General features: G+C 64.7%; 11 protein-coding genes and 3 pseudogenes. 11 read left to right on the top strand and 3 right to left on the bottom strand.

Annotation, left to right across the window (positions count from 1 at the left end; genetic code table 11):
* Positions 1–881 precede the first annotated feature (881 nt).
* From CK221_RS30110 to fni, 10 genes and pseudogenes are all read left to right on the top strand, one after another.
* Entirely contained in the window at positions 882–1322 is a 441-nt protein-coding gene (locus CK221_RS30110) for a hypothetical protein (protein ID WP_141246693.1), read from the top strand.
* A gap of 1776 nt (positions 1323–3098) precedes the next feature.
* Positions 3099–4301 carry a cytochrome P450 gene (locus CK221_RS02535; RefSeq protein WP_095776554.1) on the top strand — a complete coding sequence of 401 codons (1203 nt, stop codon included), beginning with the start codon at positions 3099–3101 and terminating at the stop codon, positions 4299–4301.
* A 91-nt stretch (positions 4302–4392) separates the two neighbouring features.
* Complete coding sequence (locus CK221_RS02530) at positions 4393–5682, top strand: cytochrome P450 (RefSeq protein ID WP_095776553.1); 1290 nt, start codon at positions 4393–4395, stop codon at positions 5680–5682.
* A gap of 1 nt (position 5683) precedes the next feature.
* On the top strand, positions 5684–5992 hold the full coding sequence (locus CK221_RS02525; RefSeq protein WP_095776552.1) for a ferredoxin: 309 nt from the start codon (positions 5684–5686) through the stop codon (positions 5990–5992).
* On the top strand, positions 5979–6824 hold the full coding sequence (locus CK221_RS02520; protein WP_095776551.1) for an SDR family oxidoreductase: 846 nt from the start codon (positions 5979–5981) through the stop codon (positions 6822–6824). The genes CK221_RS02525 and CK221_RS02520 overlap by 14 nt, the downstream gene beginning before the upstream one ends.
* Positions 6824–8167 carry a cytochrome P450 gene (locus tag CK221_RS02515; protein WP_095776550.1) on the top strand — a complete coding sequence of 448 codons (1344 nt, stop codon included), beginning with the start codon at positions 6824–6826 and terminating at the stop codon, positions 8165–8167. Before CK221_RS02520 ends, CK221_RS02515 begins: the two co-directional genes overlap by 1 nt.
* Positions 8168–8303: 136 nt before the next feature.
* Positions 8304–9311, top strand: coding sequence for a polyprenyl synthetase family protein (locus CK221_RS02510; RefSeq protein ID WP_170954335.1), 1008 nt, complete (start codon positions 8304–8306; stop codon positions 9309–9311).
* A gap of 309 nt (positions 9312–9620) precedes the next feature.
* The gene (locus CK221_RS02500; RefSeq protein ID WP_095776548.1) at positions 9621–11171 is read left to right on the top strand and encodes a hypothetical protein; all 1551 of its coding nucleotides are present in this window, start codon (positions 9621–9623) and stop codon (positions 11169–11171) included.
* Positions 11168–12069, top strand: a pseudogene (locus CK221_RS02495) (hypothetical protein). The gene CK221_RS02500 and the pseudogene CK221_RS02495 overlap by 4 nt, the downstream one beginning before the upstream one ends.
* 85 nt (positions 12070–12154) lie before the next feature.
* Positions 12155–13204, top strand: coding sequence for a type 2 isopentenyl-diphosphate Delta-isomerase (fni, locus tag CK221_RS02490; RefSeq protein WP_095776547.1), 1050 nt, complete (start codon positions 12155–12157; stop codon positions 13202–13204).
* A gap of 110 nt (positions 13205–13314) precedes the next feature.
* On the opposite strand, the pseudogene CK221_RS02485 reads toward fni, so the two are convergent.
* A pseudogene (locus CK221_RS02485) lies at positions 13315–14240 on the bottom strand (dihydrodipicolinate synthase family protein).
* An 18-nt stretch (positions 14241–14258) separates the two neighbouring features.
* Entirely contained in the window at positions 14259–14897 is a 639-nt protein-coding gene (locus CK221_RS02480) for a LysE family translocator (RefSeq protein WP_095776546.1), read from the bottom strand.
* 746 nt (positions 14898–15643) lie between these two features.
* On the opposite strand from CK221_RS02480, the gene glmS reads away from it, so the two are divergent.
* Positions 15644–17467 carry a glutamine--fructose-6-phosphate transaminase (isomerizing) gene (glmS, locus tag CK221_RS02470; protein ID WP_095776545.1) on the top strand — a complete coding sequence of 608 codons (1824 nt, stop codon included), beginning with the start codon at positions 15644–15646 and terminating at the stop codon, positions 17465–17467.
* 197 nt (positions 17468–17664) lie between these two features.
* Here the strand turns inward: glmS and CK221_RS02465 are convergent.
* Positions 17665–17937 (bottom strand): annotated as a pseudogene (locus CK221_RS02465) (coproporphyrinogen III oxidase); the annotation flags it as partial.
* Between the last annotated feature and the right edge of the window lie 11 nt (positions 17938–17948).

Raw genomic sequence — 17948 nt, 5'->3', positions numbered from 1 at the left:
CGCGAGCGCGGCGGCACATTGGGCGAACAGCACAGTGCCAGAACTCGACAAACAGACAAGGGCCTACCAAAGGTCGTCCGATCGTCTGGAAAGGATGCTCTCTCGATTGTAGCTGGATACGTCGGGGGAGGTAAGATATTGTTCCCTAGCCCAGCTAGTGACCAGTAGTAGGCCTATGACTTTTTCTTCGTTAGTTCTAGAATGCCGCCGACTATGACTGCGACGCTAAAAGCTCCCAACAATGCCAGAGAAGCCACCCGCCAGAAGTCGAGGATGCCTCTGCCCGAGTTAGCTCGGTCGCGCCATATACAGACACGTCCGTATTCATCGTTTCTCCTTCTAGCACATGAAGATCAGTCAATGTCGACTGCCGGAAGGCAGAATCGCCGCCGTGCAATGAGAACATCAAGACTCGTGCCAACCGCGCAAGGAAGCTTCGCGGAGGTTCTAATGCTTCCGAATGGCGCCGCTTCTGAGGCGAACTCCATTGTGGCCGCCATGAACATGTGCGCAAACACCCTCAGGATACTGCCCGTCCACGCATGAGCCGGGTCGGCAATTGAATGGGGTCCGAAGCGGGTCGCTCACAACCATTCGAATTGAGCTGCCTTGGCTGATGGTTCCATCATCGTCATCGGCGGCAGCTCTTCCGGAATCGCCATCGCCTGGAGTTGCTCCGCGCCCGACGCAGGGCTGCGGCGAACCGTTTGCCAGCAACGTTGTCAGCGGCAGCATCCCAACCGCATGTAGATGGTGATATGCGATTGACCATGGCGATCCTGTCGCCATACTCAGCGGTCTTAGCGTTGGAGCCAGCCTCGGCGATCATGGCTTCGGTGGTGACGAGCAGGCCGGCGACCGGGGCGGGGTCCTGGAGAGCAGTGCGCACGACCTTGACCGGGTCGACCGGTGGTGGCCAGCGAAGCGCGCAGCAGCGCGACGCCGCCGCCGTGCGGAAGCCTCGATCGTTGGCACGCGCCTACCGGCATCGCCGACAGGCGCCGAATGGTGAGATGGTCATCCTGCGAACGGACGAGATCTCGCTGACCCGCCCGGTGTGCCTGCTTCGAGGTCGCGCCCTTTGTTCTCAAGGATCTTGCCGGCAAGTCAGCGGCGCCAACTCCGACCAGACCTGCCTGCACGACCAGTTGCGCGGGATGGTCCAGGCGACCGTTCGTGATCTCGACCGGATCGACGCCGTCCTGGGACAGGAAAGCAGGCGCGCCAGCTACGAGGAAATGGCCGACCACATCCGGCGCGCAGCCATCTCGACCGGCGAACTGGAGGTGACCCCCGGCTACAAGGAACTTTTCGCAAACTGACCAGCTTATGGCGCCGTACCGACCCACGCTTTGCGGGCGCGTTCCGGTTCACGCTCCGGGTCGATGCCACATGACGAGTCTAACAACCCTTGTTAAGTTGTCCTTTGCGCCTTTCGTGTTTCCGGACTTGACATCCTGACTTCTGGGACGGACGGCTGTCGAGATCGGTCGCGAAGGCTAACGAGGTCATCGGGCGGGTCGCGACAGACGAGCTCCCGTATCCTGGCCAGTGGTCAGCCACCGACCTTGCGTTCCTCGCGGACTGCAGACGCTTCAACGCGGAAGTGCGAACGCGGTTCGAAGGGGATTACCCGGACGTACGTCAGCCGACACGCGCAATCGAGGCGTTCGTCGACTCAATTGACCGCTATTCATGTTCAGTGCTGCAAGTTCCGGCTGCGCCGAAGGTGAAGGAGGCGCTTGCCCGGACTGCGGCCCGCGCTGTGACCTTCGCGCTCGTCGGACTCTCTGTCGCGACTTACCCCGTCGTACCTGATTTCGCCATTTCCATCGCAAGGAGTCTGGGCTAGGGCTTCGCAAGCTCAGCTGGTTCGACCGCAACTGGATGGCCGAGCCAGTCCGTCTCTCTGCAAGCCATGACCCGGGCGGCCGTTGAATAGCCGATCAAAGACTTCGCGCGTTCACCGCGGTTTCGAGAATCAACCCAAGGACGCGAGCAAGCCGGGTGCATCGTGGGCTTCGTCTTTGATCAGCCTTGTCACCGAAACGACGCCGATGTCGTCCGGCTCGGCGAAGTCTGAAGTGTTGATGGCCTTCCAAAAGCGCGGCTAAACGACAACAAGAGTTGGTTGTGTTGCAAAATTTTTTCTGTGTCATGAAGGTCAGTCGGGACCGGCCGCTTTCATGCCGCGAGTACGGCCATGAACGGAGGCTGACGCGACTCAGAAAGAGGCCTACGGGTGCGTACGTGGGGTGCTTTTTGCGCTACAGCCGCGCCTCCACGCGCCCGAAGGCAGCGGACGGTAGATCCGCTTCCGAGCGATTGGTAGTGGATCAAAAGCTCCGGAGATCTGCGCCGCTGACCATCGAATTCCGATGGTTCTTCCGCGCCGCCCCACATGATTTGAGCGCCAACATCAGCAATCGCTGGTGCCCTGATGTGCCGGTCAGGCTTCAATGACGGGGAAGTGGGAGGATGGCGCGTTTGCGGGGTGTGTCGCCGGTCTGGGGTGGGATGATCGTATACTATCCGACACTGTTCTGTCGCTTTTGTTGGGTCCCTGCCACCGGTCTTTTTCGCCGAGCTCTTGTCTGGCCTCACGATAATCCGCTCAAAAGCAATCACAATGTTTTTTCTTCTGCCGGGTCGGCCAAGTTGGCACGAATTTTGAAACTCCTTCGTTGGGAGCCGAGGCCGCCGGCCGACCTTCATTTCGTGGATGACACCGCGATCGATGGAACGAAGAAAGAAAAGCAAATGTCAATCCGCATCAAGATATCATTCTATGGCAAGGCGGCCTCGGCGAGGCCGCCCCGTACTGAAACAGGCGCCGCCCTTGTCGACCCTTGCGCCGGAAAATCTTGATGGCCGGCTGCGACTCAAAGGCCGGCCCATCACACTCGCTCAATCCTGCCTTCAAAGGCGCAGGATAAGTTCTGCATCTCGCCCCGCGCGGTATGGCTGGACAGTTATACGTTGGCCAATCTTGATAATCGAGCCGGCTACGCCGCGGAGGACGTCTACATGCCGTCTTACGTCATTCGCTCCCCGCAGCGCCTTCCGCCCTTCCATCGCTTAGAGAGTGAAGTGCCACCATGTCCGAACACCCCTTGCCGACACTGCCGATGTGGCGCGTCGATCACATCGAGCCCTCGCCCGAGATGCTGGCGCTACGCGCCAACGGTCCGATCCACCGCGTGCGCTTCCCGTCCGGGCACGAAGGCTGGTGGGTGACAGGCTACGACGAGGCCAAGGCGGCGCTGTCCGACGCGGCGTTCCGGCCCGCGGGAATGCCGCCGGCGGCATTCACCCCGGATTCGGTGATTCTCGGTTCGCCGGGGTGGCTGGTCTCGCACGAGGGGGGCGAGCACGATCGGTTACGTACGATCGTGGCGCCGGCCTTCAGCAACCGCAGGGTGAAGCTGCTCGCGCAGCAGGTCGAGGCGATCGCCGCGGAGTTGTTCGACAAGTTAGCTGTCCAGCCCCAGCCCGCCGACCTGAGGCGCCACTTCTCCTTTCCGCTTGCGGCCATGGTCATCAGTGCGCTGATTGGCGTGCTCTATGAGGATCACGCCTTTTTCGCCGGGCTGTCCGACGAGGTGATGACGCACCAGCATGAAAGCGGCCCGCGCAGCGCATCGCGTGTGGCCTGGGAAGAACTGCGCGCCTACATTCGCGGCAAGATGTGGGACAAGCGCCAGGATCCGGGCGCCAACCTGCTGACGGATCTGCTCTCGGCGGTCGACCAGGGCAAGGCGACCGAGGAAGAGGCGATCGGCCTGGCGGCGGGCATGCTGGTGGCGGGGCACGAGAGCACCGTGGCGCAGATCGAATTCGGCCTGCTGGCCATGTTCCGCCATCCGCGACAGCGCGAACGCCTGGTCAGCGATCCATCCCTGGTGGACAAGGCGGTGGAGGAAATCCTGCGCATGTACCCGCCGGGCGCGGGCTGGGACGGCATCATGCGCTATCCGAGGACCGACGTGACTATCGCGGGCGTGCATATCCCCGCGGAGAGCAAGGTGCTCGTCGGCCTGCCGGCGACGTCGTTCGATCCGCGCCATTTCGACGACCCGGAAATCTTCGATATCGGACGCGACGAAAATCCGCACCTGACGTTCTCGCACGGGCCGCACTACTGCATCGGCATGGCGCTGGCCAGGCTGGAACTCAAGGTGGTGTTCGGTTCGATCTTCCAGCGCTTTCCCGCGCTGCGCCTGGCCGTGGCGCCCGAAGCGCTGAAGTTGCGCAAGGAGATCATCACTGGCGGGTTCGAGGAGTTCCCGGTGCTCTGGTAATTCACGGACGCCGCCGGGAATCGCAATCTCTCCGCAACTTGCCGGCGCCCCTGGCGCGCCGGTCAGATCAGCCAGCCAATAGGTAACCAAGATGGACGTGCAAGAAACCATGGCAGCATGCCGGGACGCCTTCGCCGAACTCGCCTCGCCAGCGTGCATCCACGACCCGTATCCATTCATGCGGTGGTTGCGCGAGCACGATCCGGTGCATCGCGCGGCGTCAGGCCTCTTTCTGTTGAGCCGCCACGCCGACATCTACTGGGCGCTCAAGGCCACAGGCGATGCGTTTCGGGGACCGGCTCCGGGCGAACTGGCGCGCTATTTCCCGCGTGCGGCGACCAGCCTTTCGCTCAGTCTGCTGGCGTCCACGCTAGCGATGAAGGAACCACCGACGCATACGCGTCTGCGCCGGCTGATTTCGCGCGATTTCACCATGCGCGAGATCGACAACCTGCGGCCGAGCATCGCGCGCATCGTCGCAGCGCGCCTGGACGCCATGGCGCCCGCGCTGGAGCGCGGGGAGGCGGTGGACCTGCATCGGGAATTCGCGCTGGCCTTGCCTATGCTGGTGTTCGCCGAACTGTTCGGCATGCCCGAGGACGACATGTTCGGGCTCGCCGCCGGCATCGGCGCCATTCTGGAAGGCCTGAGCCCGCACGCCGGCGATCCCCAACTCGCCGCGGCGGATGCGGCCAGCGCCAAGGTGCAAGCCTACTTCGGTGAGCTCATCCGGCGCAAACGCACCGATCCCCGCCACGACATCGTCTCGATGCTGGTCGGCGCACACGACGACGATGCCGACACGCTGTCAGATGCGGAGTTGATCAGCATGCTGTGGGGCATGCTGCTGGGCGGCTTCGCCACCACTGCTTCGAGTATCGACCATGCGGTCTTGGCCATGTTGGCGTTTCCCGAACAGCGGCACTGGCTGCAGGGGGACGCCGTGGGGGTGAAGGCATTCGTCGAAGAAGTCCTGCGCTGCGACGCGCCCGCCATGTTCAGCTCCATTCCGCGTATCGCCCAGCGCGACATCGAACTGGGCGGCGCGGTAATCCCAAAGAACGCGGACGTGCGCGTGCTGATCGCGGCCGGCAATCGCGACCCCGAAGCCTTCGCCGATCCCGACCGCTTCGATCCCGCGCGGTTCTACGGCACCAGTCCTGGCATGTCGAGCGATGGGAAGATCATGCTGAGCTTCGGCCACGGCATCCACTTCTGCCTCGGTGCGCAACTCGCCCGGGTGCAGTTGGCCGAGAGCCTGCCGCCGATCCAGGCGCGCTTCCCCACGCTGGCATTGGCCGAGCAGCCGACCCGGGAGCCCTCCGCGTTCCTTAGGACGTTTCGCGCGCTGCCGGTGCGGCTGCAAGCGCAGGTGGGCTGAGATGCGCGTGGTGGTCGACCAGGACCTGTGCGGAACCACCGGGCAGTGCGCGCTGACGCTGCCGGGCACCTTTCGCCAGCGCGAACCGGACGGAGTGGCCGAACTGTGCGTGGCAACGATTCCGCAGGCGCTGCACGCCGCCGTGCGGCTCGCAGCCAGCCAGTGCCCAGTCGCCGCCATTCTGGTCATCGAAAGCGACGCTGGCGATGAGGAGCTCGCCAGCGCCGACCCTGCGCCTTCTCCGGTGGAGGTCGAGCGGCATGCCGCGAAAGACCAACGCAATCCAGGAGGACACGATGGGACGGTTTGAAGGCAAGGTGGCGGTGGTGACCGGCGCCGGCGCCGGCATCGGCAAGGCATGCGCCCTCGCCATCGCGCGCGAGGGCGGCAGAGTGGTGGTGGCCGACATTGATGCCTCGGCGGCCATCTCCTGCACCACGCAGATCGCGGCCGAAGCAGACCACACGCTGGCCCTGGCCATGGACATCGCCGACGCGCAGGCGGTGGCAGCGCTGTTCGAGGCGGCGCAGCGGCACTTCGGTGGGGTCGACCTGCTGGTGAACAACGCGAGCGCCATGCATCTGACCCCGCGCGACTGCGCGATCCTCGACCTGGACCTGGCGGTCTGGGATCAGACGATGGCGACCAATCTGCGCGGCACGCTGCTCTGCTGCCGACAGGCCATCCCACTGATGATCGCCCGCGGCGGTGGCGCGATCGTCAACATGTCGTCATGCCAGGGGCTCAGCGGTGACAGCGCGCAGACGTCCTACGCCGCGTCGAAGGCGGCGCTGAACATGTTGTCGGCCTCGCTCGCCACGCAGTATGGTCATGCGCAGATCCGCTGCAACGCCGTTGCGCCGGGTCTCATCATGACCGAGCGTCTCCTCGCCAAGCTTGACGAATGCATGCAACGGCATCTGCGCCGGCACCAGCTCCTGCCGCGTGTCGGCCGCCCCGAGGACGTGGCCGCGCTGGTGGCGTTCCTGCTCTCCGACGATGCTGCCTTCATTACCGGGCAGGTCGTGTGCATCGACGGCGGCATGCTGGCGCATGTGCCGACATACGCCGACGGAGGCAACAGCCCCGCCGCGCGGCCTACCGGGGGCATCGCCGAAGCGGCCGCGGAGCAGCACTGCTGATGGACATGCTGCTCAACCCCCTGGACCGTCGGCACCGGCTGCGGCATGACATCCCGGTCATGCCCGGCGCTTTCCCGCTGATCGGGCATCTTCCCGCCATCGTCTGCGACCTGCCGCGCCTGCTGCGGCGCGCGGAACGGACGCTGGGCAGCTACTTCTGGCTGGATTTCGGCCCTGCCGGCCACCTGATGACCTGCATGGATCTGGATGCGTTCGCACTGCTCCGACACAAGGACGTGTCCTCGGCGCTGATCGAAGAGATCGCGCCCGAATTGCTTGGCGGAACGTTGGTCGCCCAGGACGGCGGCGCGCACCGGCAGGCGCGCGATGCGATCAAGGCAGCGTTCCTGCCGAAGGGGCTGACCCAGGCCGGGATCGGCGACCTGTTCGCGCCCGTCATCCGAGCGCGGGTGCAGGCGTGGCGCGACCGCGGCGACGTAACCATCCTGCGCGAAACCGGCGACCTGATGCTCAAGCTAATCTTCAGCCTCATGGGAATCCCCGCGCAGGACCTGCCGAGGTGGCATCGCAAGTACCGGCAACTGCTGCAGTTGATCGTCGCGCCCCCAGTCGACCTGCCCGGACTGCCCTTCCGGCGCGGCCGCGCCGCCCGCGACTGGATCGACGCGCAGTTGCACCAGTTCGTCCGCGACGCGCGCGCGAATGCCGCGCGCACCGGGTTGATCAACGACATGGTGAGCGCCTTCGATCGCAGCGACGATGCGCTCTCCGATGACGTACTGGTCGCCAACATCCGCTTGCTGCTGCTCGCCGGTCACGACACCACCGCCTCGACGATGGCCTGGATGGTGATCGAGCTGGCGCGGCAGCCTGTGCTGTGGGACGTCCTGGTCGAGGAAGCGCAGCGCGTAGGCGCGGTGCCGACCCGGCACGCGGACCTGGCGCAGTGTCCGGTCGCCGAGGCGCTGTTCCGCGAGACGCTGCGAGTGCATCCGGCGACCACGCTCCTGCCGCGTCGCGCGCTGCAGGAATTGCAGCTCGGCCAGCGGCGCATTCCCACGGGCACCCACCTGTGCATCCCGCTGCTGCATTTCTCGACCTCGGCGCTGCTGCACGAGGCGCCTGATCAGTTCCGCCTGGCGCGGTGGCTGCAACGCACGGAGCCGATCCGGCCGGTGGACATGCTGCAGTTCGGTACCGGCCCACACGTCTGCATCGGCTACCACTTGGTATGGCTGGAAATGGTGCAGTTCTGCATCGCCTTGGCGCAGACCATGCACGAGGCCGGGGTGCGGCCGCGTTTGCTGAGCGGCGTCGAAAAAGGCCGGCGCTATTACCCGACCGCACATCCGTCCATGACAGTCCGCATCGGTTTCTCATGACCTGGCATGGCATGCCCCGTGTGGCGAGGCAGCGGCGCCGGCGACGGGCAGCATTGCAGCACTCGGCGCAACCGCTCGGCGCCGGCAAAACTGCGGCGGCTCGGCGCTCGCAGTGGCCGTGTCAGGTACAAGGACTATGAACAACATGCAGACCGGTTCCACGCTACACGACGACCGAACTGGCGTTTCCGCGCTCGGCGGATTGGCCGCGCAGGCGCGCGGCGCATCCGGCGCGCTACCGCCGGAGATCTGGATGCAGGACGGCGCAAAGCGGGTCGAACAGGCGCTTGCGCGTCTTCTCTGCGCCGAAGATGACGGTGAGACCGAGCTGATGGCGGCCATGCGCTACGCCACCTTGCACGGCGGGAAGCGCACCCGCGCCTTGCTCTGTCTGGCTGCCGGCGCACTGGCCGATACGCCGGCGCACATGCTCGACGACGTCGGAGCCGCCATCGAGATGATGCACGCCTGTACCCTGGTCCACGACGACCTGCCCGCGATGGACAACGACGTGCTTCGCCGCGGCCTTCCGACCGTGCACGTCAAGTTCGGCGAAGCCACTGCGATCCTGGTCGGTGATGCGCTGCAGGCGCACGCCTTCCTGACCTTGGCGACGCTGGATGCGCCGGGTAACAACCGTATAGCGCTCGTGCGCGAACTGGCGCAGGCGGTGTCCGCCGAGGGTGCCGCAGGCGGGCAAGCCTTGGATCTGTCGCTAGTCGGAAAGCACGTCGAGCTGGACAGGATCATGGCGATGCACCGGATGAAGAGCGGGGCGCTAGTACGCGCGTCCGTCCGCATGGGCACGCTATGTGCCATTGCGGAGGATACGGTGCACGCTGCGCTGTACCGTGCGCTCGATCGCTACAGCGCCTGTTTCGGGCTCGCCTTACAGGTGGTCGACGACATTCTCGACGCGACAGCCGATGCCGCGACGCTGGGCAAGACCCCCGGCAAGGACGCGGCGGCGCAGAAGCCGACTTGCGCGTCGATCATGGGGCTGCAGGCAGCGCGCCAGTTCGCGCTGGATTTGTTGCGCGACGCCGGGGAGGCCATCGCCCCGCTGGGGCCGCGTGCGGAACCGTTGGCGCAGATGCTGCAGCGGGCCAAAGCGTATCTCTGCAAGCACGCGCCATGCGCATGAGCGCGCCCGTCCGAATGAAGTCGCCCATGTGCCGCTGCGATCGGCCGGGGCCAGCGGTGCATGCTGCGCTGCGTCCGAGTCCGCGGCGATGGTCAGCGATTGCCCAGCACGGCCGCGGCACACCGGCGCGCCGCGCGCAAGCCTATGCAGCGCACCGGCGCCAGCATCGGGGCGCGTCGCCGCGCCGCAGCAGGGCGGCCGCCCGGCGTTGCACATGCGCCGGGCCGCGACGCGACGGGCCTGCGGCGAGGCGCGCGGCGTCTGCCCGATCCTGATTCTCGTCAACCGTCTGCCGAAGGAACATCCCGCGTGAACGCGCTGTCCGAACAGGTCCTTTCCGAACTGCGCCACCTGCTGAGCGAGATGAGCGATGGCGGCGCCGTCGGTCCGTCCGTGTACGACACGGCGCGAGCTCTGCATTTCCACGGCAACGTCACCGGACGGCAGGACGCCTACGCGTGGCTCATCGCGCAGCAACAGGCCGATGGCGGATGGGGAAACGCGGACTTCCCGCTGTTCCGCCATGCGCCCACGTGGGCGGCGTTGCTCGCACTGCAACGTGCCGATCCTATTCCCGGCGCTGCCGACGCAGTCCAGGCTGCAACCCGATTCCTCAAGCGTCAGCCCGATCCCTACGCGGATGCGGTGCCGGAAGACGCGCCGATCGGCGCGGAGCTGATTCTGCCGCAGTTATGCAGCGAGGCTTCATCCCTGCTGGGCGGCGTGGCGCTTCCGCACCACCCGGCGCTGTTGCCGTTGCGGCAAGCGTGCCTGGTCAAGCTGGGGGCGGTGGCGACGTTGCCGAGCGGCCATCCGTTGCTGCACTCCTGGGAAGCCTGGGGGACATCGCCGACCACGGCATGCCCGGATGCTGACGGCAGCATCGGCATCAGTCCGGCGGCCACCGCCGCGTGGCGTGCGCAGGCCGTGAGACAGGGGAGCACGCCGCAGGTTGGGCGCGCCGACGCGTATCTGCAAACGGCATCGCGGGCGACGCGCAGCGGCATCGAAGGTGTCGTTCCCAACGTCTGGCCGATCAATGTGTTCGAGCCATGCTGGTCGCTGTACACCCTGCATCTGGCCGGGCTGTTCGCGCATCCCGCGCTCGCTGAGATGGTGCGCGTGATCGTCGCGCAGCTCGAGGCCCGCCTGGGCGTGCGCGGTCTGGGCCCGGCCCTGCACTTCGCGGCCGATGCGGACGACACCGCCGTTGCGTTGTGCGTCCTACGCCTTGCAGGCCGCGACCCGGCGGTCGATACGTTGCGCCGTTTCGAAATCGGCGAGCTATTCGTGACCTTCCCCGGCGAGCGCAATGCTTCGGTTTCGACCAACATCCATGCCCTGCATGCGTTGCGACTATCGGGCAAGCCCGCCGCCGGCGCCAGCGCCTACGTCGAGGCCAATCGCAACCCGCACGGTCTATGGGACAACGAAAAATGGCATGTCTCTTGGCTGTATCCCACCGCGCATGCGGTCGCTGCGCTGGCTCAAGGCAAGCCCCACTGGCGCGACGAGCGCGCGCTGGCGGCGCTGCTGCAGGCGCAGCGCGACGACGGCGGCTGGGGCGCCGGTCGCGCGTCCACATTCGAGGAAACCGCCTATGCGCTGTTCGCGTTGCACGTGATGGACGGAAGCGAAGAGCCGATAGGGCGCCGACGCATCGCGCAGGCCGTGGCGCGTGCGCTGGAGTGGATGCTCGCCCGCTATACGGCGCATGCATTGCGGCAGATGCCGCTGTGGATCGGCAAAGAACTGTATTGCCCCACCCGGGTAGTGCGCGTGGCCGAACTCGCCGGGTTGTGGCTGGCGCTTGGTTGGGGGCAGCGCGTGCTGGCCGAGGGAGCAGGAGCGGCGCCATGACCCAGACCGAACGCGCGCTGCAGCAGGTGCTGGAGTGGGGGCGTTCCCTGACCGGGTTCGCCGACGAGCATGCCGTGGAAGCGGTCAGGGGCGGCCAGTACATCCTGCAGCGCATCGACCAGAGCCTGCGCGACACCAGCGCCCGCACTGGCCGCGATCCGCAGGATGAAACGCTGATCGTGACGTTCTATCGCGAACTGGCGCTGCTGTTTTGGCTCGACGATTGCAATGACCTTGGGCTGATCGCCCCGGAGCAGCTCGCCGCGGTGGAGCAGGCGCTGGGGCAGGGCGTACCGTGCGCACTCCCCGGATTCGAGGGCTGCGCTGTGCTAAGCGCTTCGCTGGCCGGGCTCGCCTACGATCGTCGCGACTATGCTCAGCTTCTCGACGATACCCGGTGCTACTGCGCGGCGCTGCGCGGCGGAGACGCGCAGGCAGCAGGGGCGGAACGCTGGTCCTACGCCGAGTACCTGCACAACGGCGTCCATTCGATCGCCTACAGGAACGTGTTGTGTTGCCTGTCGTTGTTGTGGGGGCTGGACATGGCGACTTTGCGCGCGCGTCCGGCGTTTCGCCAGGTCCTGCGGCTCATCTCCGCGATAGGGCGCCTGCAGAACGATCTGCATGGACGCGACAAGGACAGGTCGGCCGGCGAGGCCGACAACGCGGCGATTCTGCTGCTGCAGCGCTATCCGGCTATGCCTGTGGTGAAGTTCCTCAACGACGAGCTGGCCGGCCATACGCGCATGCTGCACCGAGTGATGGCGGAAGCACGCTTTCCCGCGCCGTGGGGACCGTTGATCGAGGCCATGGCAGCCATCCGCACACAGTATTACCAGACCTCGGCCAGCCGCTACCGCAGGGACACTGCGGGGGAGGCCAGCGTGGGCCGGCCTGAAGGCGCGGGAGGCGGCGACGTGCGCGCGCTGCCGTCAGTGCGATCCGACGCAACGCCGTCGCCCGATGCGACCGATGGAGCGAGCATGAACGACTCCGCCCTGAGCCGGCGCAAGGACGACCATCTTGGCATCGTGCTGGATCGGCGAACGGCGCCGGCCACGGTCGCCGCCGGCTGGGAGTATATCCGTTTCGAACACTGCGCATTGCCGGAGTTGGACCTGACGCAGATCGACCTGCGCGCCTCGCTGCTAGGCAAGACTATGCGCGCGCCGCTGCTGATCAGCTCCATGACCGGCGGCACGCCTCGCGCCGAGGCCATCAACCGGCATCTGAGCGAGGCAGCTCAAGCCTTGGGGATCGCGATGTGCGTCGGTTCGCAGCGCGTGAGCCTGCAATCCCGCAACTCCCAGGGGCTGACGCGCGCGCTGCGACACCTGGCCCCAGACATCCCCCTGTTGGCCAATATCGGCGCCGCGCAACTGCGCGAGGCCGACGGCCTAGACTTGGCGCGCCGGGCGGTTGATGCGCTGGAGGCCGATGGACTGATTGTCCATCTCAATCCGCTGCAGGAAGCGCTACAGCCGGAGGGCGACCGCGACTGGCGCAGCGTCCTGGCGCAGATCGCTCGTGCCGCGCGCAGTGTGGGCGTGCCGATCGTGGCCAAGGAAGTGGGCTCGGGCCTGTCCGCCTCGGTGGCCTCTGCGCTCGTCGAGGCGGGCGTGGCGGTGATCGATGTCGCCGGCGCCGGAGGCACCAGTTGGGCCGCGGTGGAGGGCGAGCGGGCCCGCGATGCCGCGGACCGTGCAGTGGCGATGGCGTTCGCCGACTGGGGGATTCCGACCCCGGGCGGGGTGCAGGCGGTACGTCGGGCGCTGCCAACGGTGAAGTTGATCGCTTCGGGCGGAATCCGCGACGGCGGCGACGTGGCCAAGGCCATCCGCCTGGGCGCGGACTTCGCCGGCCAGGCGGCCGGCGTGCTGCCCGCGGCGACGGTGTCCACCGAGGCGGTTGTCGCGCATTTCGAGATCGTCATCCGCCAGTTGGCAGTCGCCTGCTTCTGCACCGGCTCGGCTGATCTGGCGGCGTTGCGTCAGGCGCGCTTGTTGCCCTCGGCGCATCTGCCCGCCGGTTAATGCCGGCATCGTCCGCACGTGGTCAAAACGCCAGTTGAGCAGGGATCTAATTCTGCGCCGCCCAAACTTTCATCTCTCGAACGCTCGCGGAACGCCCACGCGCCGGCTGCCTAATCTAGCAGTTGCACTGGGCATGCTCTGTGCTCGGCTATCTCGAGCTTCTCCAGTGCCTGCCTGATGTCGTCTCCGGCGTCCTCCGGCAACGGCAAAATGGGGCGCGGTGGCTGGACGTGCGCCAGACCGAGGTATTCGGCGACGACGAACATAACGCGGAAGCTGCCGTAGCGCTTGAACACCGTCCAGAGCGGCTCGAAAGCGCGATTCAACCGAGTGGACTCCACCGCGTCGCCGGACTGCGCCGCACGCGTCAGCGCAAGCGCCGGGACCGCCAGCAGACCTGCCGCAACGCTGTACCAGGTGTCACATCCGGCGAGTAGGGCATCCGCCGCGCCCCAATCGCCGCTGTATCCGATTGTGAACGTGTCAGGCGTCATCGACCGCAAGCGTGCCAGTTCTCCCGTGTAATCCTCATTCACCGCCAGAGGCATTTTCACGGCGACGATGTTGGACACCTCTGACAGCCGGGCGATCAATGCGTCGCTGAATGTGAAGCGCGTGGTGCTTGGATTGTTGTATATGCACAAAGGCAGTTCCCCCGCCTCGGCAACCGCGACGAAGTGCTGGAAGACTTCATCCTCGTTCAGGGGAACGTAGGACATGGGTGCCAGGAGCAGGCCGTCAGCGCCAGCGCATTTTGCATCGCGCGCCAGAGCCTGAGCTTCGTCGGTACGCAATGCACCCACCCCCACGACAAGAGGCGTTTTGCCGCCGATGCATTCCACGGCAGCCTGAACGGCACGCTTGCGCTCTTCCCTCGTGAGGTAGCATAACCGCCCGTGCTCCCCAAAAGGCCGATGGAGTCTGCTCCCGCTCGTTGAATACGCTCGAGAAAACGAGCCAATGCCTCGGTCTCGACATGCCCTTCCGCATCGGTTGGCGTGAGGGGGAACGCCGACATGCCGCGAAACAAAGTCATCATCCATTCCTTTCGAAGCTACATAGGGGAAAGCAGCATGCGCACCCCGGCGAACACGAAGAACATCGCCAGCAGACTTTCGATCCAACGGCGACAGCGGCGATACAGAGCCACCAGCGGCGGTGTGGAGAAGACAATGGCGTAGCCGCAGAATATCGTGACACTTAGGACGGCGCAGCCACCCAATATGGCCGCCATGGTCTGCCACGACGAATTCGGGCCGATCCCCAGTGTGACGAGCGCGATCCATGCCAGCACGGATTTAGGGTTCGCCAAATGCATCAAGAGACCCCTTCCATAGAGCTCACCCCGTGAAAAAGCGACTTCGTCGGTCGAGGCGCGCACCGCCAGCTTCTCGTTCGACGTAAGCGCCGACCGTCCCGCCCTGAAGGCGAGGAATAGCAAGTAAAGGCCCCCGAAAACCTGCAGGACGAGCAGTGCCTGGGCGTACCTGGCCAAGAGGGCGGAGATGCCGGTCGAGGCCATAAAACCCCAGAAGATCGAGCCGCTGACGACGCCAGAGGCGAGTATGAGCGCGGCACCCCTGCCGCGCGACATGGCAACCCCCATGATGCGCATGTTGCTCGGGCCGGGGCTCCCTGCGGCAATGACATAAGCAGCAAAGACGATGAGCAACTGATGGAGATCGACATTCATTCTCTCAGCCCTTGATAATCTCGATCGGATGGATCGCACCGGATTGCCACGGCCATGGATCCGCCGACCGGAAACGTCATCCGGGGGCGATGGCAATTTCTTGGCTCGCAATTTTGCATCAAGGCATTCAATCTTCCGACCAGGGCATTCGTCGCATCCGTCAATGCGTCGTCCGGCACGGTCTCCAACGCAGGTGACGCAAATGTCGTCGCGCCATCGTGCCTCCCCGTTCATCATTGTGTCGGGCATTCCACTCCCGTCAGAAGTGGCATCGACGTGGACGCTCGCGGCTCTAAATCCCCATGCAATATTCTCTATTCGACGTCGATGATGGGACCCTCAGACATCCAGGCAACTCCATCAATTCGAGCGCAAGCACCAAGAACGGCGCGACCGGTCCCGATCGCTTCCCTGACTGCAAGCCAATATTGCAGTTTACTGGTTCAAGATAAACTGCCACTTTCTGAGATTTTCAGCGGTCCAGTATAGGAGGATTCTCGCAGTACGGGAGCGACGGGTCGAATTTGCTCAAGAAGGCGCGGCCGCAAGAGCGGTCGCAGGTTGAACAGCTCCATCACCCGCAGCGGCCCCGGTTCGTCCATCCATAGCGTGGATGAGAGTTATCCTAATAATCAATTTTACTGATCTTACTGGATTTCATTAGAGGATTCTAACTGAGCGGGCCGGGCGCGTGTTCGGCCTCGTCTGCGTCGGCTGAAGCTGCCGGGAAGAATTCGGAGAAAAACATGTGCGGGATTGTTGGCATCGTTGGGCAACAGCCGGTGTCGGAGCGCCTGGTCGACGCGTTGAAGCGTCTGGAATACCGCGGCTATGATTCGGCCGGCATTGCGACGATCACCGAGGGCACCTTGCACCGCCGGCGCGCCGAGGGCAAGCTCGTCAATCTCGAGACGAGACTGAAGGAAGAGCCGCTGAGTGGCACCATCGGCATCGCCCACACCCGCTGGGCAACCCATGGGCCACCGACGGAACGCAATGCACACCCGCACTTCACGGACGGTGTGGCCGTCGTCCATAACGGTATCATCGAGAATTTCGCCGAGCTGAAGGACGAATTGGCGGCGACGGGAACCGAGTTCCAGACCGACACAGACACCGAGGTCCTTGCGCATCTTTTGGCAGGACACCGCCGGGCGGGCATGGGGCGCGGTGAGGCGGTGCATGCCATGCTGAAAAGCGTAAGGGGTGCCTACGCGCTTGCCATCCTCTTTGAAGATGATCCGTCGACCATCATTGCGGCGCGCAATGGACCACCGCTGGCGATCGGTCATGGCGATGGCGAGATGTTCCTGGGCTCCGACGCGATCGCGCTTGCTCCATTCACGAATGAAATCACCTATCTCGTCGACGGCGACTGGGCCGTAGTCAGCAGGACGGGCGCCGACATCTTTGATAACGACGGCCTCCCCGTCGCGCGTCCGCGCCAGACCTCCATGGCCGCGGCCACTCTGGCCAACAAGGGCAATCATCGCCACTTCATGGAGAAGGAAATCCTCGAGCAGCCCGAGGTCATCGCCGATGCGCTCGGTCAGTATACCAACCTCATAGAAAATGGCGCCGATGCGGTATTTGGCATCGACTTCGCCGGGATCCCGAGCTTGGCGATCTCTGCCTGCGGCACCGCGTATCTCGCCGGACTGATCGGAAAATACTGGTTCGAGCGCTATGCGCGCCTGCCGGTCGAAATAGATGTTGCATCCGAATTCCGCTATCGCGAGATCCCGTTGTCGCCGCAGTCGGCGGCTCTTTTCATTTCACAGTCGGGCGAAACCGCCGACACGCTGGCATCGCTGAGGTACTGCAAGCAGCTTGGGCTAAAAATTGGCGCCGTTGTCAATGCGTGCGAATCGACCATCGCTCGGGAGGCTGATGTGGTCTTCCCGATCCTTGCCGGCCCGGAGATCGGCGTCGCCTCCACCAAGGCCTTCACCTGCCAGCTCACCGCTCTTGCAGCACTCGCCATCCACGCAGCCAAGGCCCGCGGAACAGTGACGGAAGCTGAGGTGCAGGCGCTCGTCGGGAGCCTCACCGAAATGCCGCGCCTCATGAGGCAGGTACTGGACAGCGTCCAGCCGGAGATTGAGCTTCTGTCGCGCGAACTGTCAAAGTTTCATCATGTCCTGTATCTCGGCCGTGGCACAAATTTCCCACTGGCGATGGAAGGTGCGCTGAAGGTCAAGGAGATTTCCTACATCCACGCCGAGGGCTATGCGGCAGGTGAATTGAAGCACGGTCCTATCGCATTGATAGACTCGAACATGCCAGTGATCGTCATCGCGCCACATGATCGCTTTTTCGACAAGACCCTCTCCAACATGCAGGAAGTGGCCGCCCGCGGAGGGCGCATCATCCTCATCACCGATGGCAAAGGGGCAGCCGCATCGAAACTCGATACGATGCACACGATCGTGCTGCCGGCCACCGACGAGATTGTCGCGCCGATGATCTTCTCGCTGCCGATACAGCTTCTTGCGTATCACACGGCGGTCTGCGTGGGCACAGATCTCGACCAGCCACGCAACCTGGCGAAATCAGTCACCGTCGAATGATTGGGAAGCTTTCATAGGTACGCTCGCAAAATTGGCAAAACTCCAAGCCCCTTCAACCGGTGCAGGCGCACCGCCTGGGTGGAACATGCCGGTTAGCAACGATTGGTTATCCCTTTGGCCGCCCCTCACGCTGCTTGGGCTGGGCCTACGGGCAAACCCGGTCGAGAAGAGCATCGAATACGCAGCAATGGCGCTAATCACCGATGCTCCTGCCGCACGCGGATAAACCCCTCCGATGTCCACTATCACGTCCTCGGCCAGGATCGCCGAGCGTCTAGCTGAACTAAGAGAACGGATCGGATCAGACCCGTGGGCCGCACAGATTGCCGGCACGTCAGCGGCTCGATGATTGCGGCTCGCGCGTGGTCTTCGTCGGTGAGACGGTAGCCCCTTGACTTCGCCAGGCGGCCAGTTGCGATGTGCCGGCTGTAGCCATCCCGTGTAACCTCCTTCTGGGCATAACGCTCGCCGGTACCCCCGG

Source organism: Mesorhizobium sp. WSM3868, assembly GCF_002294785.1.
GTDB lineage: Bacteria > Pseudomonadota > Alphaproteobacteria > Rhizobiales > Rhizobiaceae > Mesorhizobium.
This window is presented reverse-complemented; position numbering and strand designations above follow the sequence as displayed.

Coding starts and splice junctions, on each gene's coding strand:
- CK221_RS02535 (WP_095776554.1), top strand. CDS start 3,099: ATGTCCGAACACCCCTTGCCGACACTGCCGATGTGGCGCGTCGATCAC.
- CK221_RS02530 (WP_095776553.1), top strand. CDS start 4,393: ATGGACGTGCAAGAAACCATGGCAGCATGCCGGGACGCCTTCGCCGAA.
- CK221_RS02525 (WP_095776552.1), top strand. CDS start 5,684: ATGCGCGTGGTGGTCGACCAGGACCTGTGCGGAACCACCGGGCAGTGC.
- CK221_RS02520 (WP_095776551.1), top strand. CDS start 5,979: ATGGGACGGTTTGAAGGCAAGGTGGCGGTGGTGACCGGCGCCGGCGCC.
- CK221_RS02515 (WP_095776550.1), top strand. CDS start 6,824: ATGGACATGCTGCTCAACCCCCTGGACCGTCGGCACCGGCTGCGGCAT.
- CK221_RS02510 (WP_170954335.1), top strand. CDS start 8,304: ATGAACAACATGCAGACCGGTTCCACGCTACACGACGACCGAACTGGC.
- fni (WP_095776547.1), top strand. CDS start 12,155: ATGAACGACTCCGCCCTGAGCCGGCGCAAGGACGACCATCTTGGCATC.
- CK221_RS02480 (WP_095776546.1), bottom strand. CDS start 14,897: ATGAATGTCGATCTCCATCAGTTGCTCATCGTCTTTGCTGCTTATGTC.
- glmS (WP_095776545.1), top strand. CDS start 15,644: ATGTGCGGGATTGTTGGCATCGTTGGGCAACAGCCGGTGTCGGAGCGC.